Annotated in this window: 33 protein-coding genes and 1 pseudogene; 27 read left to right on the forward strand and 7 right to left on the reverse strand. The window is 63.9% G+C overall.

What is annotated here, in order from left to right; translation table 11 throughout:
• Position 1: 1 nt before the first annotated feature.
• The 4 genes from phoU to EYZ64_RS05545 all read right to left on the reverse strand — a co-directional run bounded on the left by phoU (position 2) and on the right by EYZ64_RS05545 (position 5,491).
• Positions 2-670 carry a phosphate signaling complex protein PhoU gene (gene phoU, locus EYZ64_RS05530; RefSeq protein WP_135452542.1) on the reverse strand — a complete coding sequence of 223 codons (669 nt, stop codon included), beginning with the start codon at positions 668-670 and terminating at the stop codon, positions 2-4.
• An 85-nt stretch (positions 671-755) separates the two neighbouring features.
• Positions 756-3,068 carry an LCP family glycopolymer transferase gene (locus EYZ64_RS05535; protein WP_135452544.1) on the reverse strand — a complete coding sequence of 771 codons (2,313 nt, stop codon included), beginning with the start codon at positions 3,066-3,068 and terminating at the stop codon, positions 756-758.
• A 237-nt stretch (positions 3,069-3,305) separates the two neighbouring features.
• Positions 3,306-4,490 carry a tRNA dihydrouridine synthase DusB gene (dusB, locus tag EYZ64_RS05540; RefSeq protein ID WP_135452546.1) on the reverse strand — a complete coding sequence of 395 codons (1,185 nt, stop codon included), beginning with the start codon at positions 4,488-4,490 and terminating at the stop codon, positions 3,306-3,308.
• Positions 4,487-5,491 (reverse strand): acyl-ACP desaturase, encoded by a 1,005-nt coding sequence (locus EYZ64_RS05545; RefSeq protein ID WP_135452548.1) that lies wholly within the window; start codon positions 5,489-5,491, stop codon positions 4,487-4,489. The genes dusB and EYZ64_RS05545 overlap by 4 nt, the downstream gene beginning before the upstream one ends.
• A 193-nt stretch (positions 5,492-5,684) precedes the next feature.
• Between EYZ64_RS05545 and EYZ64_RS05550 the strand changes: the two genes are divergently transcribed.
• Positions 5,685-6,137, forward strand: a complete 453-nt coding sequence (locus EYZ64_RS05550; protein WP_167857715.1) for a hypothetical protein — start codon at positions 5,685-5,687, stop codon at positions 6,135-6,137.
• Between the two features lie 179 nt (positions 6,138-6,316).
• On the forward strand, positions 6,317-6,757 hold the full coding sequence (locus tag EYZ64_RS05555) for a hypothetical protein (RefSeq protein ID WP_135452552.1): 441 nt from the start codon (positions 6,317-6,319) through the stop codon (positions 6,755-6,757).
• Between the two features lie 15 nt (positions 6,758-6,772).
• Here the strand turns inward: EYZ64_RS05555 and EYZ64_RS05560 are convergent, their stop codons facing one another.
• The gene (locus EYZ64_RS05560; protein WP_135452554.1) at positions 6,773-7,357 is read right to left on the reverse strand and encodes a TetR/AcrR family transcriptional regulator; all 585 of its coding nucleotides are present in this window, start codon (positions 7,355-7,357) and stop codon (positions 6,773-6,775) included.
• A gap of 81 nt (positions 7,358-7,438) precedes the next feature.
• Between EYZ64_RS05560 and EYZ64_RS05565 the strand changes: the two genes are divergently transcribed.
• Positions 7,439-8,449, forward strand: coding sequence for an oxygenase MpaB family protein (locus EYZ64_RS05565; protein WP_135452555.1), 1,011 nt, complete (start codon positions 7,439-7,441; stop codon positions 8,447-8,449).
• A 30-nt stretch (positions 8,450-8,479) separates the two neighbouring features.
• Here EYZ64_RS05565 and EYZ64_RS05570 read toward each other — a convergent pair whose 3' ends face one another.
• The gene (locus EYZ64_RS05570) at positions 8,480-8,836 is read right to left on the reverse strand and encodes a DUF732 domain-containing protein (protein WP_135452556.1); all 357 of its coding nucleotides are present in this window, start codon (positions 8,834-8,836) and stop codon (positions 8,480-8,482) included.
• 312 nt (positions 8,837-9,148) lie between these two features.
• On the opposite strand from EYZ64_RS05570, the gene EYZ64_RS05575 reads away from it, so the two are divergent.
• The gene (locus EYZ64_RS05575; protein ID WP_135452557.1) at positions 9,149-10,405 is read left to right on the forward strand and encodes a tyrosine-type recombinase/integrase; all 1,257 of its coding nucleotides are present in this window, start codon (positions 9,149-9,151) and stop codon (positions 10,403-10,405) included.
• 625 nt (positions 10,406-11,030) lie between these two features.
• Here the strand turns inward: EYZ64_RS05575 and EYZ64_RS31975 are convergent.
• Positions 11,031-11,600: a hypothetical protein gene (locus EYZ64_RS31975; protein ID WP_167857717.1), complete on the reverse strand. Its 570-nt coding sequence runs from the start codon at positions 11,598-11,600 to the stop codon at positions 11,031-11,033.
• A 216-nt stretch (positions 11,601-11,816) separates the two neighbouring features.
• Here EYZ64_RS31975 and EYZ64_RS05585 point away from each other — a divergent pair, with 216 nt between their 5' ends.
• The 23 genes and pseudogenes from EYZ64_RS05585 to EYZ64_RS31985 all read left to right on the forward strand — a co-directional run.
• A complete protein-coding gene (locus EYZ64_RS05585; RefSeq protein ID WP_135452560.1) occupies positions 11,817-12,143 on the forward strand; it encodes a helix-turn-helix domain-containing protein in 327 nt (108 codons plus the stop codon).
• A gap of 58 nt (positions 12,144-12,201) precedes the next feature.
• On the forward strand, positions 12,202-13,104 hold the full coding sequence (locus EYZ64_RS05590) for a hypothetical protein (protein ID WP_135452562.1): 903 nt from the start codon (positions 12,202-12,204) through the stop codon (positions 13,102-13,104).
• A 328-nt stretch (positions 13,105-13,432) separates the two neighbouring features.
• On the forward strand, positions 13,433-14,326 hold the full coding sequence (locus EYZ64_RS05595; RefSeq protein WP_135452564.1) for a hypothetical protein: 894 nt from the start codon (positions 13,433-13,435) through the stop codon (positions 14,324-14,326).
• Positions 14,313-15,110: a DUF6551 family protein gene (locus EYZ64_RS05600; protein ID WP_135452566.1), complete on the forward strand. Its 798-nt coding sequence runs from the start codon at positions 14,313-14,315 to the stop codon at positions 15,108-15,110. The genes EYZ64_RS05595 and EYZ64_RS05600 overlap by 14 nt, the downstream gene beginning before the upstream one ends.
• An 88-nt stretch (positions 15,111-15,198) precedes the next feature.
• Positions 15,199-15,393, forward strand: a complete 195-nt coding sequence (locus EYZ64_RS05605) for a helix-turn-helix domain-containing protein (protein WP_167857718.1) — start codon at positions 15,199-15,201, stop codon at positions 15,391-15,393.
• A 494-nt stretch (positions 15,394-15,887) separates the two neighbouring features.
• Entirely contained in the window at positions 15,888-16,481 is a 594-nt protein-coding gene (locus EYZ64_RS05610) for a hypothetical protein (protein ID WP_135452570.1), read from the forward strand.
• A 97-nt stretch (positions 16,482-16,578) separates the two neighbouring features.
• Positions 16,579-17,601 carry a hypothetical protein gene (locus tag EYZ64_RS05615; protein WP_135452572.1) on the forward strand — a complete coding sequence of 341 codons (1,023 nt, stop codon included), beginning with the start codon at positions 16,579-16,581 and terminating at the stop codon, positions 17,599-17,601.
• A gap of 57 nt (positions 17,602-17,658) precedes the next feature.
• Complete coding sequence (locus EYZ64_RS05620) at positions 17,659-17,877, forward strand: hypothetical protein (RefSeq protein ID WP_135452574.1); 219 nt, start codon at positions 17,659-17,661, stop codon at positions 17,875-17,877.
• Positions 17,874-18,215 carry a hypothetical protein gene (locus tag EYZ64_RS05625; RefSeq protein ID WP_286174636.1) on the forward strand — a complete coding sequence of 114 codons (342 nt, stop codon included), beginning with the start codon at positions 17,874-17,876 and terminating at the stop codon, positions 18,213-18,215. Before EYZ64_RS05620 ends, EYZ64_RS05625 begins: the two co-directional genes overlap by 4 nt.
• Positions 18,212-18,601 (forward strand): hypothetical protein, encoded by a 390-nt coding sequence (locus EYZ64_RS05630; RefSeq protein WP_135452577.1) that lies wholly within the window; start codon positions 18,212-18,214, stop codon positions 18,599-18,601. The genes EYZ64_RS05625 and EYZ64_RS05630 overlap by 4 nt, the downstream gene beginning before the upstream one ends.
• Positions 18,598-18,891, forward strand: a complete 294-nt coding sequence (locus EYZ64_RS05635) for a hypothetical protein (protein ID WP_135452579.1) — start codon at positions 18,598-18,600, stop codon at positions 18,889-18,891. The genes EYZ64_RS05630 and EYZ64_RS05635 overlap by 4 nt, the downstream gene beginning before the upstream one ends.
• A 289-nt stretch (positions 18,892-19,180) precedes the next feature.
• Positions 19,181-19,792, forward strand: coding sequence for a hypothetical protein (locus tag EYZ64_RS05640; RefSeq protein WP_135452582.1), 612 nt, complete (start codon positions 19,181-19,183; stop codon positions 19,790-19,792).
• Positions 19,789-20,046 (forward strand): WhiB family transcriptional regulator, encoded by a 258-nt coding sequence (locus tag EYZ64_RS05645; RefSeq protein ID WP_210115468.1) that lies wholly within the window; start codon positions 19,789-19,791, stop codon positions 20,044-20,046. Before EYZ64_RS05640 ends, EYZ64_RS05645 begins: the two co-directional genes overlap by 4 nt.
• A complete protein-coding gene (locus EYZ64_RS05650) occupies positions 20,043-20,270 on the forward strand; it encodes a hypothetical protein (RefSeq protein WP_135452584.1) in 228 nt (75 codons plus the stop codon). Before EYZ64_RS05645 ends, EYZ64_RS05650 begins: the two co-directional genes overlap by 4 nt.
• Positions 20,271-20,367: 97 nt before the next feature.
• Positions 20,368-21,285, forward strand: coding sequence for a lambda exonuclease family protein (locus EYZ64_RS05655; protein WP_135452586.1), 918 nt, complete (start codon positions 20,368-20,370; stop codon positions 21,283-21,285).
• Entirely contained in the window at positions 21,282-21,809 is a 528-nt protein-coding gene (locus EYZ64_RS05660) for a hypothetical protein (protein ID WP_135452588.1), read from the forward strand. The genes EYZ64_RS05655 and EYZ64_RS05660 overlap by 4 nt, the downstream gene beginning before the upstream one ends.
• A gap of 148 nt (positions 21,810-21,957) precedes the next feature.
• Positions 21,958-22,236, forward strand: coding sequence for a hypothetical protein (locus EYZ64_RS05665; protein WP_135452590.1), 279 nt, complete (start codon positions 21,958-21,960; stop codon positions 22,234-22,236).
• Positions 22,233-22,406, forward strand: coding sequence for a hypothetical protein (locus EYZ64_RS31980; RefSeq protein ID WP_167857719.1), 174 nt, complete (start codon positions 22,233-22,235; stop codon positions 22,404-22,406). The genes EYZ64_RS05665 and EYZ64_RS31980 overlap by 4 nt, the downstream gene beginning before the upstream one ends.
• Entirely contained in the window at positions 22,403-23,968 is a 1,566-nt protein-coding gene (locus EYZ64_RS05670; protein WP_135452592.1) for a DNA cytosine methyltransferase, read from the forward strand. The genes EYZ64_RS31980 and EYZ64_RS05670 overlap by 4 nt, the downstream gene beginning before the upstream one ends.
• A 25-nt stretch (positions 23,969-23,993) precedes the next feature.
• Positions 23,994-24,641, forward strand: coding sequence for a hypothetical protein (locus EYZ64_RS05675; protein WP_210115469.1), 648 nt, complete (start codon positions 23,994-23,996; stop codon positions 24,639-24,641).
• Positions 24,642-24,783: 142 nt separating this feature from the next.
• Entirely contained in the window at positions 24,784-25,119 is a 336-nt protein-coding gene (locus EYZ64_RS32610) for a YkgJ family cysteine cluster protein (RefSeq protein WP_353653664.1), read from the forward strand.
• Positions 25,120-25,237: 118 nt separating this feature from the next.
• The gene (locus EYZ64_RS32730; RefSeq protein ID WP_502702937.1) at positions 25,238-25,414 is read left to right on the forward strand and encodes a zinc finger domain-containing protein; all 177 of its coding nucleotides are present in this window, start codon (positions 25,238-25,240) and stop codon (positions 25,412-25,414) included.
• Positions 25,414-25,887: pseudogene (locus EYZ64_RS31985) on the forward strand (hypothetical protein); the annotation flags it as partial. The gene EYZ64_RS32730 and the pseudogene EYZ64_RS31985, both read left to right, overlap by 1 nt.

A 25,887-nucleotide genomic window follows, 5' to 3' on the forward strand; every position in this document is an offset into this window, starting at 1 on the left:
GTCACTGCGTCGGAGTAACCGATTCCCCGTCCGGGTAGGAGCCGGTGACCTGGAAGATGACCCGCCGGGCCACCTCGACGGCATGGTCGGCGAAGCGCTCGTAGAAGCGGCTCAGCAACGTCACGTCGACGGCAGCGGTCACCCCGTGCTTCCACTCCCGGTCCATCAGCACCGAGAACAGGTGGCGATGCAGATCGTCCATCGCATCGTCTTCTTCCTGGATCCGGGCGGCCTTCTCCGGGTCCTGGGTGAGCAATACCTCGCGTGCGGCGTGTCCTAATTCGACGGCAACCCGGCCCATTTCGGCGAAGTACCCATTCACTTCCTCCGGCAGCACGTGCTGGGGGTGGCGACGGCGTGCGATCTTGGCCACATGCAGCGCCAGCGCGCCCATCCGGTCCACGTCAGCGACGATCTGGATGGAGCCGACCACCGAGCGCAGGTCGCCGGCCACGGGCGCCTGCAACGCGAGCAACACGAACGCAGACTCCTCAGCCTGGGTGCTCAGCGTGGTCATCTTGTCGTGGTCACTGATGACCTGCTCGGCAAGTGCGAGATCGGCCTGCAACAGTGCCTGGGTAGCTAGCTCCATTGCGGTACCCGCCAACTCGCACATCTCGCCGAGTTGGTCCGTCAGTGAACGCAATTGCTCGTTGTAATGGGTACGCATGATGCAAGATTATGCGGTCAGCAGGCCTGGAGTCACGATGCAATGATGAACGAACGGTGAATGCCGTCCGCTCGGGCTCTGGAGACTATTCGCAGGTGGTGTCGGCGGCGTTGGTGACGGTCAGATCCTCGGGGAGGTGTGTCGGGGCGCTGCTGGTGCCCTTCAGCACGTGCACCTGCACCTCCGACCCGCTCGGGGTCGGCGCGTTGACCGTGTAGAAGTCGGAGCCCAGCACCACCTGCACCACGCTGCCCATGCCCGACACCCGCTCGATGGTCGGGTTGGTGAACGAGCTGGCCACCGTCGCGGCAGCCTCCTCGTTACCGGGCGAGAAGAACACCGTGGTCGCCGGAAGCGTGCTCGGATAGTCGTCAGGGGTGTTGACGTTGAAGCCGTGTTCCTGCAGCTCGGTGGCCGCCGTGGAGGCCAGACCGCTCTGGCCGGTCGAGTTCGACACCTGCACCGTGACCTGCTGCGGTTCGGTGGTGACGGCGTTGACCATCTCACCGCTGTCCGTCGTCGCCGGTGCGGGCGCGGGAACGGTCGACTGGAGAGTCTCCGACGGGGCGGCCGCCTGGACGGACGACGTCGTCGATTCCGGGGTGCCGGGCACCGGGGTGTTGTCCGGGTTCTTCTCACCGGGCAGCGGATCGTCGTTGATGATCGCGTCGAAGAGGGAACGCATGTCGTCGGTGCGCGGGACCTCGTTGCCGTACTCGTCGGCGTAACCGACGGTCGGCACCGTGACGAACGAGATGCGCCCGGCGTTGACGCCCTGGACGGACTGCCCGAGGTCGACGAGGTCCTTGGTCCTGATGTTGTCGACGTAGCTGTCGCTGATGAACATGTTGACCACGCTGTTCAGCTTGCGCAGCGAGAAGAAGGTGTCCTTGGAGATAAGGGACCGCAGCAGTGATGACAGGAACAGCTGCTGACGTTTGATCCGGCCGTAGTCGCTGGTGACCTCGGTGGTGACGTGCCGGGCCCGGACGTAGTTCAGAGCGGTGTGGCCGTCGACCATCTGACGGCCGGGGTTCGCCAATACCGTGCCGAGAATCTCGTCCTCCAACGGCGTGGTGCTGCACACCTCGATGCCTCCGAGCGCATCGACCATCTTGGAGAATCCAGCGAAGTCGACGGCCATGAATCGGTTGATCGACAAACCGGAAAGCTTCTGGATCACCTTCACCAGGCACTTCGGGCCACCGAACGCGTATGCCGAGTTCAGCTTGGTCTCGGTGTAGACCTCGTCGGGGCCGTTCGTCCCTGATTCTTCGTCGTATTGGGGACCGTATGTCGCCGTCTCGGGGTTCCAGGGCTCGCATTTCATCGGGGTGATCGACAGGTCGCGCGGGAACGACACGGCGACAACGCGTTTCCGGCTCGCCGGGATGTTCACCAGCATCACGGTGTCGGACCGCACGCCATCGGCGTCCTGAGTGTTGCCCGCGCCCATGCCACTGTTTTGGCCGGCGCGGCTGTCGGTGCCGACGATCAGGAAGTTCTCGTCACCGAACTGGGCGTTGGGGTCGAGGATGTCGCGTGAATTGAGATCCAGTGCCGCGACCTTGTTGAGGCTGTTGTTCTTCGAGGACTGCCACTGCCAGGCCCCGCCGGTGAGCACCAGGGTCAGGACCGCGAGCATCGCGGCGGCGGCGCGGCCGGCCAGCATGACCCGGCGGTCGAGCGGTTGCCGCAGTCCCTCGATCTCGTCGGTGTCCTCGGGGTCGTGCTCGTCGGGCGGTGTCGGGCGGACCCGCCACGCCGGGCGCTCCTGGGGTGCGTCGTAGTCGTACACCGGCAGGACCGGCAGCACATCGGTGTCGGTGTTGTCGGTCTCGATCTCGCGGTGATCCAGCGAGTCATCGAACGGTTCCTCGAATGGTTCCTCGTACGGCGCCGGGAAATCCTCGGCGTCGTGGGAATCGTGGGGTTCATCGGCCTCGGGTTCGATCCGCACCGCCGGAATCACGTCGGTCGGGTCGGGCACCTGCGGGCGGACATAGGCCGGTGGGTACGCCGGCTCGGGTTCCGGGGCCGGATCCAGTGCGTGCTGCGGTTGGGGTTCGGGTTCTGGTTCCAGGTCGAATTCGGGCTCTGGCTCAACCTCCGACTCGTCCAGCTCTGGCTCGTCGGGCTCGTCTGGCTCCAGCCGGTGGCGCGTCGGTGTGAACCCGGTCCCGGCGACCTTGGCGATCAGATCGGCGACAGTTACCCCGTCGGCATGACTGCCGGTGGGCTCATCCAGGGGTGAATCATCGGGTAGCGGCGCATCCTGGCGCTCCCACGGCGCGGCGCCTGGCAAAGGCTGCCGGGATCGGGTAATCCATTGGTTGTCCGACGGCTCCTCCGGCGAGCGGTGTCGACGGCCGGGAGTGGCGTTATCAGCGTCACTCATGTCCTTACCGGCCTCCGACTCTTCGAGCTCGCGCGTGCGCGTCGGTGCGCATCGTTCCCGCGGTGTGATCTGGGTGCTGCTGAGGTTTTCTCCCCATCTCTTCTAGCAGCACACTGCCGGACTGGCTACTTGAAGCCAGCCGCGGCAGGGGTTTCATCGTACTGAGGCATCCTGAGGCTGAGCTAGACCCAACCTGGTGACAGTGCCGTCTCGATGTCATCTCGGTGCGACTGCAGGTCAGCCTCCGGAATGCATCACATCGGCCCCGACCGGCACCGCGCAGTCGTCGGGATCGTCGAGCCACCCCTCGGGCAGCGACACCGAGGCGGCCGACCCCTGGCGCCCGCGGGGACCGGTGGCCGCCGGCGGGAACGGTGCGTCGCCGTCGAGTTGGTCGAGCAGTGCGTCGAGTTCGGCACGGGTCTTGACCAGGGCCAGCCCACGCCGCAGGTCGGCGCCAGCCGGGAATCCGTGCATGTACCAAGCCACGTGCTTGCGGATTTCGCGCATGGCCTTGTCCTCGCCGAAGTGCTCGCTGAGCAGTTCGCCGTGGCGGCGCACGATGTCGGCGACCTCGCCCAGGTTCGGCGGGGTGGCGGCGGGGCGGTCGTTGAAGGCTGCCGAGAGTTCGGCGAACAGCCATGGCCGGCCCAGACAGCCACGGCCGATCACCACGCCGTCGCAGCCGGTCGCAGCCATCATCGCGAGCGCGTCGTCCGCCTCGAAGATGTCGCCGTTGCCGAGCACCGGAATGCTCGTGACATGCGCTTTGAGCGCCGCGATCTGGTCCCAGTCGGCGGTTCCGGAGTAGCGCTGCGCCGCGGTGCGGGCATGCAGCGCCACGGCCGCCGCCCCCTCCTCGGCGGCGATCCGCCCGGCGTCCAGGTGGGTGTGATGCTCGTCGTCGATGCCGATCCGGAACTTCACCGTCACGGGAATGTCGGTGCCCTCGACGCCGCGCACCGCGGCGGCCACGATCTGGCCGAACAGCCGCCGTTTGTAGGGCAGTGCCGACCCGCCGCCACGCTTGGTGACCTTGGGCACGGGGCAGCCGAAGTTCATGTCGATGTGATCGGCCATGCCTTCGTCGGCGATCATCTTGGCCGCCAGGTAGGTGGTTTCCGGGTCCACGGTGTAGAGCTGCAGCGACCGCGGCGATTCGTCGGGGCCGAAGGTCGTCATGTGCAGGGTGACGGGGTGGCGCTCGACCAGGGCCCGCGCGGTGACCATCTCGCACACGTAGAGGCCGCTGACGGTGCCGGCGCGGGCGATCTCGAGCTCGCGGCACAGCGTGCGGAACGCCACGTTCGTCACGCCGGCCATGGGAGCCAGGACGACGGGACTGGGCAACGCGAACGGCCCGATCCGCAGTTGGGATCGGGCCGGTGCTGCCGTTGTGGGCGGCGGTGCGGTCAGAGTCATGCAGTCGACGAGGACGAAACCAGCAGGTTCTTCATGGCCTTCTTCTCGGCCACCTTGCGCTCGCGCTCCAGGCGGCGCTCCTTGGCGACCTCGAACTTGTCGCAGGCATCCTCGAGCTCCTCGATGATGCGGCCGATGTCGTCGCGCAGTCGCGCGCCCTCGCCGGTGAAGTCCTCACGCTCGAAGATGCGCCACTTGCGCAGAACCGGCATCACCACGTCGTCCAGGTGGATGCGCGGGTCATAGACACCGCCGACGGCGATGATGACGGCCTTACGGCGGAAGTCGGGCACGGTGTAGCCGGGCATCTTGAAGTTGTCCAGCACGCGGTGCAGCGACGCCATGCCCTGGTTGGGGGAGATGTCCAGACCGGCCGCCGAGACGTCCCGGTAGAAGATCATGTGCAGGTTCTCGTCGGCGGAGATGCGCTGCAGCAGCTGATCGGCGATCGGGTCGTCGCAGGCCTTGCCGGTGTTGCGGTGGCTGACGCGGGTCGCGAGCTCCTGGAACGACACGTACATCACCGAGTCGAACAGGCTCTCGGCGAACAGGTCGCCCTGCTGGTTCTGGCCGGGGGAGAAGCCGCGGGTGACCTGCTCGACGCGCAGTTCTTCCAGCTCGACGGGGTCGACGGCGCGGGTCACGACGAGGTAGTCGCGCAGGGCGATGCCGTGGCGGTTCTCCTCGGCGGTCCAGCGGTTGACCCAGTTGCCCCAGGCGCCGTCCATGCCCATGTTCATCGCGATCTCGCGGTGGTACGAGGGCAGGTTGTCCTCGGTGAGCAGGTTCTGCACCATCGCGGTCTTGGCGACCTCGGACAGCTTGGACTGCTCGGGATCCCAATCCTGGCCGCCGAGAGCGTAGTAGTTCTTGCCGTCCGACCAGGGGATGAAGTCGTGCGGATTCCAGTCCTTACGCATCCGCATGTGGCGGTTGATGCTGGTTTCGACGACAGGCTCGAGTTCGTGCAGGAGCTGCAGGTCGGTGTATTCCTGCGTCATGTGCCCTCAACCCTCCTCGCGTCCTGCGGACGCTCAGTTATCTGTACCTGTTGGTTGCAGTCAATATATCTGTGTAACCCGGTGACATCAAGTTGCCCCGCGGGTACTTTCGCGAGCCCTGCGGCGCGCCCGTGTCGACTGTAGGATCCGCACGAACATCTGTCGGATACCCACGCTCGGAGGTTGGGCACACGTGAAAAAGCTTGTCGTTGGTGCCGGAGCTGCAGTCGCCACCGGTGCGGTCGTGTCCCTGCTGTTCGGGGCAGGTGTCGCGGCTGCCGCACCTGATGTGGTCGGCCAGACCTACTCGGACGCTTCGAGCGCGATCGAGAACAGCGGCGCCAGCGCGAAGGTTGCGGTCACCGTCGGCAGCAAGCTGTCGCAGGACGAGTGCATCGTCACCAACGCCTGGGACGCCCCGTTCGTGCGGGACGGCAATCACGCCTCCGGCGAGGTCATGGTTGCTTTGAACTGCGACGGCGCCCACGCCAGCGCCAACCACCCGGGCGCCTCGGTCGCGAGCCCGGCTGGCCGTGAGGCCAAGGCGGCTGAAGATCTGGAGGCTGCGAAGCAGGAGTACGCCGAGCAGCAGGCCCAGCTCGCCGAGCAGGCCGAGCTCGCCGAGGTCAGCACGCCCGACGAGTAGCGGTTAAGTAGGGGTTAATTACTCGAAGTGAGCCCCACCGCCGACTAAAATCCACGTCAGCTCCCAAAGAGTCTTCTGTGGCACCCTGCCGCGGAACGAGGGGCAGCTGAAAGCACGGGCGAGAACCCTGGCACCCCACCTCTCCGGGAGAGATCACCGGACGGGGAAGGTCGGCCTAGATGAAGATCGCGATCGGGTTCGGAAGTGTCATCGGTGTATCCGCGGCGGGTTTTGCGTTCGCGGTGGTGGGTGCGGGGGCGGCCCAGGCGGCGCCGGACGTCGTGGGGCAGAAATACAGCGACGCTGTCACCGCCATCGAGGGCGGCGGAGGTACGGCGCATGTCGCTGTCACCGTGGGTAGCCGGTTGCCGCGCGACGAGTGCATCGTCACCAATGCCTGGACTGTCCGGCCGCTGGTGCCGCAGACGTCCGACACCTACTTCGAATACAAAGAAGACGTGACGCAGGTGGCGCTCAACTGCGACGGCGACCATGCCACCGAGACCCATCCGGGCGCGTCGGTCGCCAGCCCGGCGGGCCGTGAGGCCAAGGCCGCCGAAGATGAGGCGGCCGCGGCCCAGCAGGAGCCGATCGCCGAGGCCAGCACCCCTGACGAGTAGTTCCGGGGAGTTCCGTCAGAAACTGCCGACCCGCCCGAGCAGCATGTCGACGCAGTAGTCGATGAACTGTTCGCGGCTGGCCGGGAGTCTCTCGTCGAGATATGCGGTGAACAACGCGGTCAGGGCCCCGATCAGGCTGGTCGCGACCATGGCCTGACGCACCGGGTCGGCGATGCGGGTGAGTTTGCGTTGCAGCAGTCCGATGAAGTCGGGCATCCACTCCGCGCCCGAGCGGGTCAACACCGGTTCGGATTCCGGGGCGAGCAGCAACACCCGGCCCCGGGTGGGGTCGTCGACCATGAGTGCGACGAATCGTTCCACCGCCTCGCGGGGAGTGACTGCAGTGGTCAGGGCTGACATCGCCCGAGCGCAGACGTCGTCGTAGACGGCCCGGACGAACGTGTCGCGGTCAGTGAAGCTCTCGTAGAAGTACCGTTCGGTGAGTTCGGCCGCGCGGCACACCGCACGGACCGTCAGGGCCGGGCCGTCGGCTTTGCCCAGCAAGGTGACGCCTGCGGCGATCAGTTCGTCGCGTCGACGCGCCGCGCGCTCCTGAAGCGGAACACCCGACCATCGGCCGCGTCGTTGACCGGATGGCACATCTACTCCTAAGCTCTTGATGACAACGTCTGTAGTCACATTTGACAACAGGACATCGTCTTGCCGGCAGAAAGCGCACCTGTGACACAAGATACTTCTGAGACATGCCCCGTGACCAGCGGATCCGCTGCCGTGGCGGCGGGTTGTCCGGCCGCCCCGGGTGGCTATGAGGCGCCGCCGATCCCGCTCGGGCCGGATTCGCTCACGTGGAAGTACTTCGGCGACTGGCGGGGCATGCTCCAGGGGCCGTGGGCCGGGTCGATGCAGAACATGCACCCGCAGCTCGGCGCGGCGGTGACGGAGCACTCGATCTTCTTCCAGGAACGTTGGCCCCGCCTGTTGCGCTCGCTGTATCCCATCGGTGGCGTGGTGTTCGACGGAGACCGTGCGCCGCAGACCGGTGCCGAGGTGCGCGACTACCACGTGAACATCAAAGGGATCGACGCTCAGGGGCGCCGCTACCACGCGTTGAATCCCGAGGTCTTCTACTGGGCGCATTCGACGTTCTTCGTCGGCACGATCATCGTCGCGGACCGGCTCGCGGGCGGGATCTCCGAGGCTGACAAGCGGCAGCTGTTCGAGGAACACAAGCAGTGGTACTCGATGTACGGGATGACCATGCGCCCCGTGCCGGAAACCTGGGAGGACTTCCAGGTTTACTGGGAACACATGTGCTGCAACGTATTAGAGAACAACCAGGCGGCCCGCGATGTGTTGGATCTGAGTGAGCTGCCGAAGCCGCCGTTCGCGTCGAAGATGCCGGATTGGATGTGGGCGCTGCAGCGTAAGCATGTGGTGCACCCGTTGTTCGTGTGGTTCACCATCGGCCTGTACCACCCGGCAGTGCGAGAGCTGATGGGATACACCTGGTCTGAGCGCGACGAGAAGATACATCGACTGCTGGGCAAGGTGATCGGCAAGGTTTTCAAACTGGTGCCCGCCCGGCAGCGCATGCATCCACGGGCCCGCAGCGCGTGGGACCGCGTCACCGGCCGCATCCCGGCCGACGCTCCGCTGGTGCACACCCCGGCCCGCAACCTGCCGCCGATCGGGCACCGCGACAACGGGATGCACTACAGCCCCAAGGTCTAGTGCCTTGCGCCAGAGCCTCGTTCGTGGGCCTCAGCGCCCGACGAACGGGGCGTTCTGCGGGCAGTAGACCTTGACCGCACCCCGCACCAGATTCGCGGCCTGGTGTTTGTCGATACCGGCCTGGTTCATCAGCTGGCTGATGACTCCCCGCACCGTCCGTGCGGGTTCGATCTTGCCCTTGGTGAGCGCGTCGCAGACTCCGCGACCGACCTGGCCGGCTTCCTCGGCCGAGGTGGTGGGGATGTTCAGGTCTTTGACGATGGTGAAGAACTGGTCATCCTGAGCGTCTGCGTGGGCCGGTGCCACCCCGAATGCGGCGCTTGCGGCCAGCGCGGCAGCACCGATCGCGGTGGCCATGACTCGAGTGCGCGGGCGCCGGGACAACATCGGTGACTCCTTCATTCCAACTGCCGATCCCCGGCTACAACGATAAACGGGAGTGGCCCGTGGTGCGTGTGGGTTGAGCCACGCGTCACCTGTGAACCGCACCGGACCCGCCTCGCGGCGGGTGTGTGGTGCCCCCAGTAGGGCTCGAACCTACGACCTGCGGATTAAAAGACCGCAGCAGACGTAGTATTGACTGAAGACCCATCCGCAAACCTGCAGGTCATAGCATTACAAAAGCGCACTTGCGCTCACATGAGCGCACTATCTTGGGTACAGCGATTGGGTACAGTTGGTGAAACACAAGGGGGCGCTATGGCCAAGCTCGGCGCGGACGGCAGGGAGATCCGCCGAACACGAGGGGACGGCGGACTCTTCCAACGTGCCGACGGCATGTGGATCGGCCGCGTCGAGCTTCCCGACGGACCCAACGGCGAACGCCGCCGCAAACAGGTTTCCTCGCGCAGCTTCGCTCAGGCCGCCGACAAACTGAAGAGACTCCGCGCCGACGTCGACGAAGGCCGCGTTGCCTACACCAGCTCCACCACCGTCGAGAAGTGGCTACAACGGTGGATCACCGAGATCCACCCGGAGAAGATCCGCCCCACCACCCGCCGCGACTACGAAACCACCATCCGGCTGCACATCGTGCCTGCCATCGGTTCCAGGCGGCTGGACAAGCTGACCACCAATCACATCCGGGCCATGCACACGGCGATCGGCCGGCGCCGCGCAGCGGTGAAGGCGCACGTGATCCTGAAGAAGGCACTCAAGGACGCCGTGCGCGAGGGAGCGCTGACCCGCAACCCGGCCGACATGATCGACCCACCGAAATACGCCAAGGGCAAGCGCACCAGCCTCGCAGTCGACCTGGCCAAGCACGTCATCTCCACCGCGTACGAGACACGTGACGAATCGGAGGCGACTCGATGGGCCGCAGCGTTCCTCACCGGCGCCCGCCAGGGTGAAGTGCTCGGCCTGAGGTGGTCCTACGTGGACCTCGACACCGGCCTGATGGATATCTCCTGGCAGTTGCAGTCCATCACCCAGGCCCACGGCTGCGGCACGCGAGGGGAGAAGGGGTGGCCATGCGGGAAGCACCGAGCCGCGGCCTGCCCGAAACGCAAATGGGACCTGCCCGCCGATTTCGAGTACGAGGTGTGCCACCTGTCTCTGCTGTGGACCCGCCCCAAGACGGAGGCCGGCGGGCGGGTGGTGCCGATCATCGCGCCCCTGTTGGCCAAGTTTCGCTACCTGCATGAGCGGCAGGGCTACAACCCGCACGGCCTGGTGTGGCATCACCCGGACGGGCGACCGATCTCGCCACGGACCGATCACCGGGCGTGGCAGTCACTTCTGGTTGATGCAGGTGTGATCGAAGAGGGTGAGACGATGCCGCTGCACATCGCCCGCCACACCACCTCATCGCTGCTGCGCGCGGCGGGGGTGGATGAGCAGACTCGCATGGAGTTGGTGGGGCACGCGACCGTTGACGCGCAACGGATCTACGCGCACGCGGATCAGGCGAGGCACCTGGAAGCGATGGGGAGTCTGGCTGAACTGATGGCCTGATTGCGCCATTGATCAGTGGCAGTTTTGCGAAGGCAAGGTTCGCCCACGTTGCGCTGGGCAATACCTGTCACTCGTGGACGGGCGTGCGGAGAATCTGATTACCGGCAAGGGTATCCCAGGGTTGGGAATCTGCGGTGCAACTGCGAATAGGTGGTTGAAAAGAACGGCATTGAAGCCCCCCCCCCCGCAGTTTTGTTGTTGTCGCTAACTCGGGCAGATTCGCCGCCGGGAAACGACACGCCCGATCGGCGTTGTGGAGTGTTTAAGAACTGGCGGTTACCAGCTAATCAACAGCTGGTGGGGCCTAGATTCTCAGGTGGGGCGGGGGGTCCAATACTGATCACGAAACCGTAAGGTGCCCAATGCGATTGAAATCGAAGCTCGCGTTAATATTCGCCCACACTGCCCATCCCCTGTAGCTGCTATGTCACCTGAAGAGATCAGTGGCGAACGACCACTTGACGCGGACCAGCACAGGATCATGTACCAGATTCGCGCCACGTTCGACTACATGCCATCGGATCCAGAAGAGGCCGCGGAGCTGATGCCGTGGCTGGAGTGGCAGGTTGATGAGATCCTGGAGCGGGTCCCCAGGTCGGAATACAAGCCAGCCGAGCTGATGGCGTTAGTTGGCCTTCTTGGTCCCACGTTCGCGCGGTTCCTGGCCCGGACTTCGCCGCCCCGACCCCCGACGCCCAAAAGGCCGGTCACCCCCCTGCGGGTCTTGTAGCCCATCCTCCTTGCCTTCGGGCGCTTCATGCGGTGCTCCCGCCGCCGGGGTCGGATCGGCAGGTTGAACGGGGCGCTCGTCATCATCGGTTCCTCTCGCGGAGTTGTGGTCCCGCATGTCCGTGATGATCGTTCGCAACTGACGCCGGTCGCGATCACTCAGTGACGGATCGACGGCGATAGTCGCCAGCGAATCCGTCACCTCCACGGGTCGGGTTTCTATGCCCCACGATTCGAGAGCCGCGTTGGCGACCGCGAGGGGAGTGACGCCGAGGCCGGCGGCAAGCCCGTAGATGTTTGACCGGTTGATGCTTGGTGACATCGCACGGCGAAGATCGCTCACGGTTGTCTTGTTGAGGGACTCGCCCTGTTCCCGTGCGCGACGTTCGACGTCGCGCACGCTCCAGCGATGGTCCGGGTGGTCCATCCGCTGGGCGATCAGGCGGCCTAGTGGGTGCATGGCCACAGATCACCACCTGTCAACGAAGTTGGCCAGCACCTAGGGCACCGGACAGATTGTCCTCTAGGGCACCAATTGATCCCAAGATTCATCACCCCATAGTTGCAGGTCAGCCCCTACCTGCGGAATTACAGGCGTGAAAGTTCTTGACACGGTGGGCACCGGAACCGCATGATTGTCCGGAAATACTGGACACCACGTACAACTAGGAGGTACAGTTCAATGGCATCCCGCACCAAACCCAAGAAACCGCTGGGAGAGCTGTATATGGAAGTCCGAGACCACAAGAAGTTCGCCTCAGTGGTGCTCGTTCAGGGCACACCCCAGAGGGAGCTCGCAGAAGCCGCGGGCTGGTCATCGCACACGTACCTCGGCCGACTACTTCGGGGGGAAGCGAAGACCCTGAGCGACGAGGCCGCGCTCCGTATCGCACACAAGCTCGGCATGCCCGTGGACATGCTTTTTTTGACCGTGGTGTCCGAGAAAACAGGACAGAGCGTCCAGACAAAGAGTCACGCGGGCAAACGGAAGCAACAGTCCGCCGCATAACAAAGCACCCCCCGCGTGCAAGGCGAGGGGTGCGGCGACAACCGAGAGGAAAGCTCGAATGTCAGATCTACAGAGTATCGCGGTCGATTTGACCGACGCCACGGCGCGCGCCGAGCGTGACCGCCTGGCCAGCCGGACCGACGTGATTGATCGGGTGGGCGTGCTCCGCATGCTGCCTGACGACATGCACGTGACGACGGACATGGTCGCCGAGTTCTACCAGGTGCCTCTCGACACCATCAAGACGGTCGTCAAGCGCAACCGCGAAGAGCTCGACGCCGACGGCTTGACTGTGGTCGACCGTGACGACTTTGCACTGAGGTTCAACTTGAACCCCGGTCGTGTGAGTGCCTTCATGCTCTATCCGCGTCGCGCGGTGCTCCGAGTCGGAATGCTGCTCCGTGACAGCACAGTGGCCCGCGATGTTCGCAACTACCTGTTGAACGCCGAGCAGTCCGGGGAAGTTCGCCGACTCACGCCGCTGGAATACGCTCGCCGCCTCGTTAGTGCCGAAGAGAGAGTCGAACTTGAGCACGAGGCGCGCGAAAAGGCCGAGAAGAAGCTTGAGGTAGAGCAGCGCCACCGCCGCGCTATCGAAGCTGGGGATGGCATTCACCTCACCGACTTCGGGAAGAAGTACTTCTCCGAGGTCCCGGCCCGCAAGTTCGAAGAGCACCTGTACTCCCGCGGGTACCTGATCAACCAGCACAACACCCGGGTTCGGGCGGACGGGTCGATCCGGGATGGCTACGACCACCGCAAGCCGACAGCCAAGGGCCGGCCATACATCTATGACCACGATCAGGGCAACTACGGCGGTCGACGCCGGTTCCAGCCCCGTGTGCGTCCTCAGATGGAGATCGCCCTGCGTGATGCCCTTGCGGCTGAGGGGCTTCCGGTCAACGAGCACAGCACCGGCCTGATCATCGTGTCCCGGGACCAGTTGGAGTTGACCAAGTGAATCCCATCGAAAACCTTTCTGTGACTTCGTCGACGGGGCGACGTATGCCGAAGGTCCTCAAGAACGAGGAGACGGAGGGCGTGATCGTGATCGATCCGCCGTCTCGCCCGTGCCCGAGATGCGGGGAGGTGACCCGAGACGGTTCAGCGATCACAAAGTTGTTTATGACGTGGTGGCATCACGACTGTGCCGTCAAGTACCTGACGGGAGCTGGACGTGATGAGGCTTGGCGCGTTCTGGGGGAGCAGTTAGCCGCTCGGCCTGGGGATTTCAACCGGTCGCAGACGCGCGCCATCGTGTCCAACCTGATGCGGATGTTGGTGTCGTCATGACGACGGTCATCGAAGGCGAGGTTGTGACCTCGCGGCGAATCGAGCGGAACGCGGCCCGCACGCCCGAGGTGCTGCCCCCGGATGTGGATACCAAGGTGGTGGCGATCAGTCGCCTTGATACGCCTGAGATGCAGACGCGTGCCGTCACCACGATGCTGAACCATGCGCGGACTGGATTGTTGGCTGCTATTGCCGCGCAGGACCTTCCAGAGATTGTGAAGTTCAAGCAGAAGGCCACGGCGATCCACGACATCGCCAAGCAGGTTCGGCTAGGCAAGGACATCCAGTTGGATGCCGCCGAGTTCGTGCGTCGGGCCGAGCGTGGGCTTGGGGTAGCCATTCGCGAGGGGCAGGCGCGCGGGGAAGTGGAAACCACAGCGGAAGGCAAGGCGCGCGGATCGGCCACAAGGGATCAAGTCGTAACTTACGAGAAGGTTAAGCCGAAGCCGACCGACTTCGCTGGGGTTCACGAACTTACTAATACCCACGGCGGCATCTACGACCTGACGGACAACGTCTCAGATGAGCAGTTTGAGGAAGTCATCACCGAGGCTAAGGCCGAGGGCAACCTGTCCCGCGCCAACGTGGCCCGCAAGGCGAAAGCTAAAGCACAGAGCAAGGAACCGATCAATGCGGACGATCCGCTGATCGACGCCGAAGTCGAACCGGCACCGACGCCCGAACCTGCCTTGCCACGCCCGTTCAAGAAGTCTGACACCGAGATGCTCGCCGAAATCGTCGGCAGCCTCGCCAACTTCGCAGACCTCATGCGCTACATCCGCGCAGACCAAATCAACAAATCCGATGCGATCCGCTTGGCCGACCAAGCCGGCAGCGCCATCGGACTCATTCGTAAATCACTCAAGGGGATCCGCAATGGCAACGCCTGACCGCATCGAGTTCACATCCCACCTTGGCTGGGTCCGACTGGATCAAATGAAGATCAGCCCAGTCGCCCAGCGCGCCCTCAACCAATCGTGGGTCGACCGCCTAGCCGCCGAGTTCAACCCCGACGTGATGGGAATGCTGCACGTATCCCACCGTGACGGTTGGTACTACGTCGTGGATGGTCAGCACCGCAGGGCCGCGGCCATTCAGTGGCTCGGATCCGACCAGCAGGTGCAGTGCCACGTGTACGAGAACCTCACGGCCGCAGATGAAGCCAACCTCTTCCTCCGCCTGAATAGTGTCAAAGCGCAGAACCCAATGGCCAAGTTCAAGGTAGCACTCACCGCTGGCCGCCCCATCGAATCAGACATCGATCGAATCGCGCGAGCTGCAAGCCTCGTCATCGGGACAAGCAAGCAGCTTGAAGAGATCACTTGCGTAACCGCGCTCATCACGACCTACAAGAAATCTGGACCCGGAGGTCTCGCATTCGCTCTGCGCGTCATCCGAGACTCCTACGGGTACGACGGATTCAACCGAGACATCATCTCCGCGCTAGGCCTGATCAAGGATCGGTACGGAGAAGCGATCAACGAAGAGAAGTTGATCATGCGCTTGAAGAAGGTCGGCATCGTTGAGCTACGCCGAAAGGCGAAGGACTGGCGGGAGACCAGCGGCAACCCCGCCAACCAGTGCCACGCGCACACGATGATCGAGTTCTACAACCGCGGCAACGGAGTTCGGGTTGACCCCTGGTGGAACCTCGGCGTGATCGGGGTGGCATGACCTTTCATTCCGCTCCCCGTCCGCGCATTCAACACTGGCCGAAGCCGAAAAAGCCGCTCTACGAGTCGAAACTGAGGTGACCATGACCATGACTCTCACACCCTGGCTGAACCAGAAGGAAGCCGCTGAGTATGCCAAGCAGTCGGTGCATCAGATCCGTGCCGCTGTGAAGAACGGTGAGCTGGTCGCGTATGCGATTGGTAAGTCGGGCAGGGATTTCCGGCTGAATCGGGATGACATTGATGCCTGGATGAGGTCGAGGACGTGGGAGCCGGCCTCGTGATCAACCTGTTTTCGTTCTGGTGCGATCGTTGCGGTACCCCGTTCAGGGCTCCCCTGATCGCTTCTGATTGTCCTCCGTGCATGTATGCGGTTGTGCCGCAGCGGGTTCTCATGGGGTTTGCGCAGCGGACGCCGTTGGTTAAGGCGGTGGCGGTGTGAGTGGCCGCGCAATTGCGTCCGTCGACCTCATCGCGGGGGATCGGGTTCACCGCCTGGGGTACCGGTCCCTTTCGGGGACCGTCCATTCGGTGTCGCCGCTGGGATCCATCACTGTCTGCTGGGATTTGGCAGTTGACGAAGGCGAGTTCTTCTCGGTCGAACCAGCTTCCGAGTTGGTGCTTCGTTCGCGGCCCCACCCGGGCGAGGTTGACATAACTATCGCCCGGGTGGGGCGTCCAGGGGTCCGGCGAGGCAGGCGTGAACAGTCCGCGCCCGGGCGCAGATGGCCTATATCGCCAGGTCACCGACGTGCGGTGTGACAACAAGGAGGGCCAGGTGCCCCTGACACGTCACTTCGCAGCGGCGATGCAACCGGAGGCCGGCCATGGCTCTGACATCACGCAGCAGGCCCGCGAACTGCTCGCCGGGATCACGCCGGGGAAATGGGAAACCCGCACACACTCGATGCCTGGGCATTCGGAGGACGAGTGGTTCGTCCGTGAGATCACTGTGGACAACGGGAACTTTCATCGGATCAATGTTCTGAAGGTTCGCGGCGCGTCTCATGCGAGCAAGGAGTGCTGCTGGCCGCCCACGGATTCCGATGCCGAGTTCATCGCTGCCGCACCGCAGCTCGTGGCCGAACTCGCTGACGAGGTGGAGCGCCTGCGGGAACGGCAGGAGTCCCACGATCTGGCGAACAAGGCGATCGAGTGGAAGCGTCGCGCGCTCGATGCCGAGGCCAAGGTGTCCGAGTGGTTGAAAGCCCGCACCATCGAAACCCCGGACTATCTCGCAGAAGCGATTGACCGGTACGGCCACGAGATCGTCATTGTGGACGCACTCGGTGGCGCATGCCAGAGCTTCTACGACTTTGACCCTGAACAGTTCCCGGCTCGCCTCGTCTGGATTCCGGAGGTGGACGCATGAGAACTTGCGCGATCTGTGGTGAACCGCTGTGGCAGGCGGACATTCGATGCCCCGGCTGCGGGACTGAGATCCCTGAAGCTGACGACGAAGGGGAACGATGAGCATTCTTGAGAATCTGTCTGATCTCGCCCATGAGTTGAAAGTGGCTGTCGGTACCGGGTTCACGATGCTGGGTTCGCATCTGGAGTCTTCGGCGCGTGCTCGTGTGGATGCGTCAGCACTGTGTGCGGGGTGTGGTCATGCCCGGGCGGATCATGTGGAGCTGGTGGGGGAGTGCGGGAAGCGGATCGGCCCGGAGCGTGTGCCGTGCACTTGCCGCGAGTTTGTGGGATCGGTTGGTGCGCAGTGGTTGACCGAGTTCGAGGAACAACGCGACGTGGTTGCGCCGGGGGAGTTGCGCGCCGAGTGCACATGCCCGACTGAGCAGTGCGAACTGCTTGCCGAAGACATCTGCGACGAAGCCGAGGGTGCGGACGAATCGGCGTACACCGTGGACGACATTGACATCGCAGAGGAGATCTGCGCGCGCTCTCCAGGCTGGTTTCGTGCTGAGTGCCCTTGCGGCGTCTATACAACCGGTGCGGAGCCTGTAGTTGAGGACTGGGCGCGTGAGCACGCTCAGGAACACCTAGACTCTGCCGCCGTCAGCGCAGCGGCAGACCCGTCACCCACCGACTCCTTCACGGTCCCCCGTGCGGTGAGTGACGAAGGCTCCGGGGGTGATAGCGACATTCTTCCGTCGCCGCCCCCGGAGCGCTTCACCGACTGCCCGTGCTGGGTAGGGCATGGGGATTGCGGAGGCTGCAGCGGCGTCATTGGTATCAGCCACGAACCTGCCTGCGGATGGGAATGGGACCCGAACTGTCCGCAGCATGCCGATCTCATTCCCGTGCCTCCGGTGGTTGCGGGTGAATCCCCCAGGGGGGTGAGCACAGACCAGCCCTCCCTGGGGGAACCGAACCTCACCCACCCGGATCCAGCCGAGATGCACCTGTGGCCCGATTCGCTGCTGCTGACGTTCGCCGCGAACAGCCTGCTGTGGCCGCAGGAGAAGCGGCTCAGTGAAGAACTCCTCAACCGCGCAGCCCAGTTCGCGGTCCTCGAAGAAGCAGAGAAGTAGATCGGCCCTACCCCGGGGGCATCCAGGGAAGGGCCATGAACAGAAGGAGAAACCAACATGTCCACATCAACCGTATCAGCATCCGTCCATGGGAGGCACGCGCGGACCGGGCCGTCTGTCGTCCCCAACTGGCCCGGATTGGTGGTCCGCGACCCCGGCGACTACGAGGGCAGGCATCGTGTCGATGACGCCCGGGTGGGTTCCGTGATCGTGGCTCGGTTCCACAACGCGCCCGCCCGGTTGGTGGAGCTCACCAGGCCGGCGGTGTCGGCGTGATTCGCAGGACTGTGCATTGGCGTACCGCACGCCGCATCCTCGGAGCATCGGCAGCCGTGTTGGTCGTGGCGGGTACGGGTATCGCCGCCGCCACGGAAGCGAAAGCACTCCCCGATCCGTATGTGCCCAACCCACCGTTCTGGTGCCCCGGCAACGGCCCCGGACTCTCAGCGAGTGGCTACGGCGGCTACTGCGAAGGCCGCACCTTCCCCGACGGCAGCCGACTCAACACATTCCGCATCGGGTACTGGTGGCAGCCGCTGCGCTGCATCATCCCCGACGGTTCACCCATGCCGCCGCTGGCTGGTCCGGGTGGATGCGCGGGGGTACTCGGATGAGCGATCAACTGAGGCAGCGCTTTGAGCGCGTGATTCATCAGCACTACTTCGTCGGCGTCGCCCGGAAACCCATGGGGATGTGTGGCGATCCGGACGGCTGCGACTGGACTGGCACCCACATGGAACACATCGGCCACGTCGCTGATGTCCTGCTGTCGCTGCCTGACGTGGCGGTCGTGGAACTCGCCAGCCAGGAGGAGATGGAGGACTACGGGCTGTCCGTGACGCCGCTCCACGGAGACGCTTTCGGGCTGCCAGTAGCCGAAGAGGTCCCCGATGAGAAGGGGATGACTCGGACGCGGTTCCGGTCGGTGTCTGAGACCAGTTCCTACGCCGCCGCTCTGCTCGCTGCCGCCCATGCTGCCGAGATCGGGGCTGACCGATGAGCGAGTTGACACCCGAAAGGATCCGGGACGCTGCTGCCACGATCAGGATTGCGTGGCCTGACGCACCCAATGGTAGCGCTGCGGGCGTAGTACTCACTGGGCTACATGCACTTGAGCGTGAGCAGGCTGCTGAAGCCAAGCGGGAGAAGCGCATCCAGAAGTTGGCCGAGGCGATGTGGCTGATCGAGACCGGCCTTAACTCGGTGGCTCAGGTGCCCAGCGTGTGTGTTCGCGTCGCGCGCGGACTCCTGGATCGTTACCCCGCACTCGCTGAAGCGGTGGAGGAATGACCCGCGCATTGTGGTGGGCCGCATGGATCTTCGGTGCCACCGCAACCGGGATTGGACTCGCCGCCCTCTTCCATCCCGGTCTCGGATACCTATTCGCCGCCTGCCTTCTCCTCGCCGCCATCTCTGTTTTGGCTTGGGGGTTCCTCGAACCAGCTGAACGGGGGCAGGAATGAAGTGCGCCAGGCCCAAATGTGACAACAGGAAGCACCGAAACGGGCTCTGCACCAAACACGCCCGCAAGGCACCCCACGGATACGTACCCGTAGAGCTGGCGCAACGACACCTCTCAATGCTGCGAACGCGCTACGACAGGCCCGCGTTGATCGAAGCCACAGGGCTGTCACACACGACCATCGCCAACGTCGAACGTGGCCGTCGCGCGCACCTCAAGATGCACGCCCACAACGCCATCATGGGCGTGCAGATCCCGCCCCGTCCCGTCGCCGGCAGCGGCCTGCTGCCTGCAACTGGGTCGGCCCGACGTATCGAAGCCCTGTGCACGATGGGCTGGTCTCAGGGACATATCGCCGAGAAGCTCGGGACTTCGGTTCAGGTGGTGAATCGCTTCGCTGCGCAGAAGTGGATCACATCGAGGTGGGCGGCGCAGCTTGCGGAGCTATTCGATGAGTTGCACATGATTCCTGGCCCTAGCCGTATTTCCGCGCGCTGGGCGGAAATACAGGGCTGGGCGCCGCCGCTTGCCTGGGAGCATTTCGATGACCCCGACGAGCTCCCAGACTTCGGCGCCGACTCCAAACAGTCGTTCCCTGACCGGTACCTGGAGCTGCGGGACCACGTCGGATTGAACAACCAACAGATCGCAGACGCGATGGGGATTGAACTGGAATCCCTTGAACGCCAACTATTCCGCTACGACATGTTCAAGGGGCGTGCCGCATGATCCTCGGCAAGATTCCGGAAATGGTTACCGGCCAAGAAGGTTGGGCCGACGAAGCTCCGTGCAAAGAGTCCGACCCTGAAGCGTGGTTCCCGGAGAAGGGTGGCAGTGCCCGCGAGGCGAAAGCCATCTGCGGCACGTGTCCAGTGAAAGCGCCGTGCTTGCAGTGGGCGTTGGACCGCGATGAACGGTTCGGCATCTACGGCGGCGCGACCGAACGTGACCGCAGGCGGATGAAGAAGGAGCTGGCCGCATGATCGACTCCCGAATTATCAACGCCCACAACGACGCGAAAGCCGCCGCAGCAGCCGCAGACGATGCCCGCTGCCTCATCCATGAACTGCTCACAGAGGGCCCCCGGATTCCGGAGCCCGAGCGGTGGGCGTTGGAACAAAACCTGCAAATCCTCAACCGCGCCATGTCCCGTATCGATGCGGTGGCCGGCTGGCTTCAGCGTTACGCAGACAGGACCACCCAATGAGGCTATCTGAGTACAGCGCGGAGGAGTTGTTGTGGCTTGGCATCAACACCTCACGTGACACCGACACCGCCGAGTACCAGCAGGCAGGTGAGGCGGCATGACGTGCGCCGTCTGCGGCAAGCCCCGCACCAACTCATCCGCTGACCCTCACGGCCAGTTCGGACACCACGAATTCACGCCGAAGCCCGTGCCGGACACTCTGACCGTCCACGACTGTGAGCAACGTTCCGAAGAATGGGACACCCTGCGCAGGGGAATCGTCACAGCATCGGCGGTTGGGCAGCTCATCACGGTTCGAAGGCTCTCGGCTATCGATCATGATTGCCCGGAATGTGGTGCCGTAGCTGATAGTCCGTGTTTGTCGAAACGTTCGGGTAGCGCGATCAAGACTCTGCATCCCGAGCGCGCCGAGTACGCCCGAAACCAGCCATCGTCAACGGTGCTTGAAGTGGCCAGCAACGACGACTCGCGCAGGCTGACCGAGGTCTTGGCGGCTGAACGCATCACCGGCCACACACACCCGACATTCATCGGCCCCGACATGTGGCGCGGCATCGACCATGAGCCGATCGCCCGCGAGTACTACGCACGGTATCGGGACACCGAAGTTACCGAGACGGGCATTCTGATTCGCGACGACGGCACCATGCGCATCGGGTACAGCCCGGACGGCATGGTCGGTGCTGACGGGCTTGTGGAGGTCAAATGCCCGCGCCAGCACGTGCACATGCGGACCTTCAATAGCGACTCGGTGCCGGCGGAGTACATGCCACAGTTGCAGGCCGCGCTACTCGTGTCGGGCCGCAAGTGGATTGACTTCGTGTCATTCGTGGGCGGCATGAAGCTGTTCGTCAAACGGGTCTACCCGATCCCGGATTGGCAGAACGTCATCACCCAGGCTGCGCGCAGATTCGAGGCCAACGCCCGAGAGACGCAACGCATTTACGACGAAGCATCAGCGCACATGCCGATGACCGACCGCATCCCCGAGGAGCCAGAGTTGGAGTTCTCATGAGCATCAATGTCGGCGACTACATCGAACCGGACGCTGACCGGGTATCAGGTGACCACCTTCTCGGAGGGCCAAAGGTAGTGACCATCACCGGCGTCAAGGTGTACCGAAACGAAAAGGGCAAGAGCCGCATCGAGCTAACCCTGGACGAGTTCAACGTCCCATATCGGCCATGCCTATCCATGGCCCGTGTGCTGAATGAGGCGTGGGGCGGCGTTGATGCGTCCACCCGGTACATCGGCCGAAAAATGTTGCTGTTCCGAGACCCTGATGTGAAGTTCGGGCCACAGAAGATGGGTGGTGTCCGCATCAAGGCGCTGTCACACATTGACGGTCCGGTGACCGCGAGTATCACTGTGAAGCAGGGCAAGAAAGGCAACTACACGGTTGACCCGCTGCCCGATGTGCCGGTCAACCCGAACGCGGACCAGATCGCCGCGTTGCGTGCCGAGTGGAAAACGGCCAGCGAGGAACGGCGCCAAGAAATCTCGGTGCTGGTCGCGGAACTGTCGGCGGAGGCGTCGTGATGTTCACCGTTTCGTGTCGCGCGTGTGCCGACATTCTCGGTCGGCCAGTCGCATCTGAATACCCCGATTCGGACGACGCTGCGGCGTTTGTTCGTCGTCATCACGCCCTGGTTGGGCATCGAGCAGTAATCACTGAAAGGCCCGCAGCATGAACGCAACCGAGGACCAATCGGAACCTCTCGGCGAACACGTCGACACCCTTGACGCCATCCAACGAGGCGCAGTGCTCAACATCCTGTCCGCTGCCGATGAAGTACTGGCCACGAAGCAGCTCGCGGAACGGCAAACCCGGGCGCTCAACGCTGTTCGGACACTGCATCGACCGACAAACCCGGCGGATCCGCGGTGGGCGTACTGCCGCCACTGCGGCATCGATTCGACCTATCCCTGCGCTACGGTCCGTGCGATCGATGAGGCCGGCGCATGAGCGAGCGTCCTGTATCTGAGGAAGCCGAAACCCTCGCCGACACCCTCCAGGCCGTCGTGGATCAGATACCGAAGTACTCGGTACGCACACCTGATTTGACGATCGGGTTCGGAATCCAGTTGTCGCGGTTGGTGGCGCGGCTGGCCAAGCAGGTAGAGGAACAGCAATGACCCTGACGCTCATCGACATGTTCTGCGGCGCCGGCGGATCCAGCACTGGTGCACTGGAAGTGCCCGGGGTGAAGCTGGTCGCGGCGGCCAACCACTGGGACCTGGCCATCGACACCCACGCAGCTAACCACCCCGACGCCGAACACATCTGCGCTGACATCAGCCAGTACGAACCGCGACTGTTTCCGCACTCCGACCTCGGTTGGTTCAGTCCGAGCTGCACGAAACACTCCATCGCGCAGGGGAAGAAGCGCCTGGACAAGCAGCCCGATCTGTTCGGGGAGACGCTGCCTGACGCGGCTGCCGAACGATCCCGCGCCACCATGTGGGACGTTGTCCGGTTCACCGAGTACCACCAGTACGAAGCGGTGATCGTGGAGAACGTCGTCGAGGTGACCGACTGGCCGCCGTACTTGGCGTGGCTGTCCGCTATGGACTCGCTTGGCTATGCGCATCAGGTGGTGATGCTGAATTCGATGCACGCCCAGATGTTGGGGCCGGGTGCGCCGCAGTCGCGGGATCGGTTCTATTGCGTGTTCTGGCGTAAAGGCAACCGGGCGCCGGATCTGCACCGGTTGACCCGGCCGCACGCAGTGTGCCCAGAGTGTGGGCCGGTGCGGGCGATGCAGTCCTGGAAGAAACCCGGCAACACAATCGGCAAGTACCGCAGCCAGTACGTGTACGTCTGCCCGCATGTGAAGTGCCGCAACCAGGTTGTCGAACCACACGCTCGTCCGGCCGCCGAGATCATCGATTGGGGCTTGCAAGGTACCCGCATTGGGGACCGGACCCGTCCCCTGGCGGACAAGACGATGGCCCGGATCCGTGCTGGCATCGACCGCTACTGGGTGCCGCTGATCGTTGAGGCGGCCGGCAACACCTACGACTCTGCCGACCCAAAGCATCCGGCGCACGGCCGCGCAGGCGGATACATGCGTGCGTGGCCCATCGATGATCCGTTGCGCACTGTTCACACGACAGGCGGAAAGGCACTCGTTGTCCCAGTGGAGGGCCGAGACGGGAAGGTTGCTCGGCTGACCGATGAGCCGCTGCGGACCGCGACCGCGCGCAACGAGACGGGGTTGGCGTTCATCGCTGAGCTACGCGGCGGCGGCAGCACCGCACGGGCTGTCACCGACCCGCTGGCCACCGTCACCGCATCCGGCAACCATCACGGCTTGGTCACCAGCTACTACGGCACCGGTGGCACCGTTCCGGCCAGTGAGGCTTTGCCGACAGTAACCACGGTGGAACGCCATGGCCTGATCACCCCATCGGGCGGAACCTGGCGGGAACGAGCCACCTCCACTGCTGAGCCGATCCCCGCCCGGACTACACGCGAAACCGACGGCATCGCAACCGGCTTCACCAACAACCTGGACGACGTCCGGTTCAGGATGCTCGAACCTCGCGAGTACTCCCGAGCCATGGACTTCCCGGACGGGTATCGGATGCTCGGCAACCGTCGGGAGCAGGTTCGGTTGGCCGGCAACGCTGTCACCCCACCTGCTGCACGGGATCTCGTCGGGGTGGTCGCTGAATCGTTGGGGGTCGTCGCATGACTGCGGAGTGGATGGGGTGGTTTCGGTGTCGTCGCCGCTATCACCGGAGCGCCTGGAGGAAATGGTGAGCGCCACCGAACGTGACATGTTGGATCTCCTGCTTCAGCGGTACACCAACCTTCGCCGGGGAACCATCGCGGACCGGTGGGTGCGAGCAGAGCACGTCTCATCATCGCTGGGATACGGGCTTGGCGGTACCAAGCGGGTGGCGGACTTCATCGCGGCCGACCGATACCCCGGCCAGCCATACGGCACCTCGTTGGCGCTACATGGCCACGAAGTCAAGGTGTCTCGGTCGGATTGGCTGACCGAGTTGAGGGACCCGTCGAAGGCTGATGCGTTCAAGCGGTACATGCACCACTGGTGGCTGGTCGTGCCAGACGTATCGATCGTCAAGCGGGACGAGCTGCCAGACGGCTGGGGGCTGCTCGTTAAGTCGGGCAGCGGGTTACGGGCCAAGGTTGCGGCGCCACGCCTGTCGCCTGAGTCGGCGCCGTTGGATCTCACGATCTCACTGATGGCGGCTGCCGCTCGTACCGCGTACCGGGACCCGCTGCGGCGCGATGCCCCGGTCGCGTACGTGAAGGACTGGACTCCACGGTGCGGATTCTGCGGCGAGGTGGGCCCGTGTGGGATTCATCAGCCCAGGTGGCTCATGGAGGTGCCCGCATGACGTGTGCTTTGTGCTCGCATCCACGCGAGGACCACACACCCCGATGCACCGCGCAGGTACCCGTCGCGTTCGAGTGGGGATGGGAGCACTCCGACTGTGATTGCCCCGGATACGAGCCACCAGAAGACGAGGAGAACAACTGATGGCCGACAGCCTCGAACGTATCTACCGATCAGTTCCAACCGTCGCCTGCAAGGGCCTATGCGCCGAGGCGTGCGGACCCATCGGAATGTCGGAAGAGGAACGCCGCCGACTCTTGAAACGAGGAGTCCTCATCGACGGGTCACTCGAATGCCCGGCCCTCGTCGATGACCGCTGCAGCGTCTACGAAGACCGACCACTGATCTGCCGACTATGGGGCGCAGTCGAATCCATGCCGTGCCCTCATGGCTGCGAGGTCACTCCTGGGCTGCTGATGGACGCCGGAGCTCATTCGCTTATCGGCCGGTCTCTGCGATTGGACGTGGCTGATGGCTGACATGTGGTTGCCGTACCAGCCTCACCAGTTGATGCGCATGGGCCGGTGCATCAAGTGCGGATGTCATCCCGTGAAGCAGGGACATAAACCGGACTGCCCGAACCGAGAGGAGGACTGAATGTCGACTGAAATCCCATACGACTGGGCCAGGGTCGAGTGCCCCACTTGTGGCGCGCAGCCGGACCAGAGGTGCCGGTCACTGACCACCAATCGCACGACCGACGCTCATGCCCGAAGGACCCAGATGGGGTCGCTGCAGCGTTACAAGTCGAGGCGTGCTGGCGGTGATGTCTGATGGCCAGGGATCACGGCCGCGTCCTATGTGCGATCTGGCGTGACAAGGACTTTCGTCAACGAAGCATCGCCGCGCAACGCCTGTACATGCTTCTGCTGTCCCAAACCAACGTGAACAACGCTGGTGTTCTGCCTCTGCAGGTGTCGAAGTGGGCCAAGGGCTGCGAGCAGACCGGCCTCAACGACATCCAGGCCGCTTTGGATGAGCTGTCGGAGCACAGGTTTGTGTTCTACGACGAGGACACCGAAGAGGCGTTGATCCGGTCGTACATGCGCAACGACGGGGTGATGAAGCACAAGTACATCTGGACGAACGCGTTGCGGTGCGCTGAGCACACGGAGTCGCCGGTGTTGCGTGAGGTGCTTGCGGAGGAGTTGTTGAGGACTCGCCGCAAGGACGCTGAGGCGGTCGCAGCGGTCCTGATTGGAATGCCACCTGAACCGGATCCCGATGGCATTCCGATCCCATCCGAA

Origin of the sequence: Mycobacterium sp. DL99 (genome assembly GCF_004762045.1) — a bacterium.
In the GTDB taxonomy this organism is placed as follows: domain Bacteria; phylum Actinomycetota; class Actinomycetes; order Mycobacteriales; family Mycobacteriaceae; genus Mycobacterium.

Coding starts and splice junctions, on each gene's coding strand:
- EYZ64_RS31980 (WP_167857719.1), top strand. CDS start 22,233: ATGAGCGAGCGTCCTGTATCTGAGGAAGCCGAAACCCTCGCCGACACC.
- EYZ64_RS05605 (WP_167857718.1), top strand. CDS start 15,199: ATGACTCTCACACCCTGGCTGAACCAGAAGGAAGCCGCTGAGTATGCC.
- EYZ64_RS05665 (WP_135452590.1), top strand. CDS start 21,958: ATGAACGCAACCGAGGACCAATCGGAACCTCTCGGCGAACACGTCGAC.
- EYZ64_RS05555 (WP_135452552.1), top strand. CDS start 6,317: ATGAAGATCGCGATCGGGTTCGGAAGTGTCATCGGTGTATCCGCGGCG.
- EYZ64_RS05640 (WP_135452582.1), top strand. CDS start 19,181: ATGCTGCGAACGCGCTACGACAGGCCCGCGTTGATCGAAGCCACAGGG.
- EYZ64_RS05570 (WP_135452556.1), bottom strand. CDS start 8,836: ATGTTGTCCCGGCGCCCGCGCACTCGAGTCATGGCCACCGCGATCGGT.
- dusB (WP_135452546.1), bottom strand. CDS start 4,490: ATGACTCTGACCGCACCGCCGCCCACAACGGCAGCACCGGCCCGATCC.
- EYZ64_RS05545 (WP_135452548.1), bottom strand. CDS start 5,491: ATGACGCAGGAATACACCGACCTGCAGCTCCTGCACGAACTCGAGCCT.
- EYZ64_RS32610 (WP_353653664.1), top strand. CDS start 24,784: ATGGCCGACAGCCTCGAACGTATCTACCGATCAGTTCCAACCGTCGCC.
- EYZ64_RS05590 (WP_135452562.1), top strand. CDS start 12,202: ATGTCAGATCTACAGAGTATCGCGGTCGATTTGACCGACGCCACGGCG.
- EYZ64_RS05655 (WP_135452586.1), top strand. CDS start 20,368: ATGACGTGCGCCGTCTGCGGCAAGCCCCGCACCAACTCATCCGCTGAC.
- EYZ64_RS05650 (WP_135452584.1), top strand. CDS start 20,043: ATGATCGACTCCCGAATTATCAACGCCCACAACGACGCGAAAGCCGCC.
- EYZ64_RS05620 (WP_135452574.1), top strand. CDS start 17,659: ATGTCCACATCAACCGTATCAGCATCCGTCCATGGGAGGCACGCGCGG.
- EYZ64_RS05600 (WP_135452566.1), top strand. CDS start 14,313: ATGGCAACGCCTGACCGCATCGAGTTCACATCCCACCTTGGCTGGGTC.
- EYZ64_RS05660 (WP_135452588.1), top strand. CDS start 21,282: ATGAGCATCAATGTCGGCGACTACATCGAACCGGACGCTGACCGGGTA.
- EYZ64_RS05595 (WP_135452564.1), top strand. CDS start 13,433: ATGACGACGGTCATCGAAGGCGAGGTTGTGACCTCGCGGCGAATCGAG.
- EYZ64_RS05645 (WP_210115468.1), top strand. CDS start 19,789: ATGATCCTCGGCAAGATTCCGGAAATGGTTACCGGCCAAGAAGGTTGG.
- phoU (WP_135452542.1), bottom strand. CDS start 670: ATGCGTACCCATTACAACGAGCAATTGCGTTCACTGACGGACCAACTC.
- EYZ64_RS05630 (WP_135452577.1), top strand. CDS start 18,212: ATGAGCGATCAACTGAGGCAGCGCTTTGAGCGCGTGATTCATCAGCAC.
- EYZ64_RS05535 (WP_135452544.1), bottom strand. CDS start 3,068: ATGAGTGACGCTGATAACGCCACTCCCGGCCGTCGACACCGCTCGCCG.
- EYZ64_RS32730 (WP_502702937.1), top strand. CDS start 25,238: ATGTCGACTGAAATCCCATACGACTGGGCCAGGGTCGAGTGCCCCACT.
- EYZ64_RS05635 (WP_135452579.1), top strand. CDS start 18,598: ATGAGCGAGTTGACACCCGAAAGGATCCGGGACGCTGCTGCCACGATC.
- EYZ64_RS05615 (WP_135452572.1), top strand. CDS start 16,579: ATGAGCATTCTTGAGAATCTGTCTGATCTCGCCCATGAGTTGAAAGTG.
- EYZ64_RS05575 (WP_135452557.1), top strand. CDS start 9,149: ATGGCCAAGCTCGGCGCGGACGGCAGGGAGATCCGCCGAACACGAGGG.
- EYZ64_RS05585 (WP_135452560.1), top strand. CDS start 11,817: ATGGCATCCCGCACCAAACCCAAGAAACCGCTGGGAGAGCTGTATATG.
- EYZ64_RS05670 (WP_135452592.1), top strand. CDS start 22,403: ATGACCCTGACGCTCATCGACATGTTCTGCGGCGCCGGCGGATCCAGC.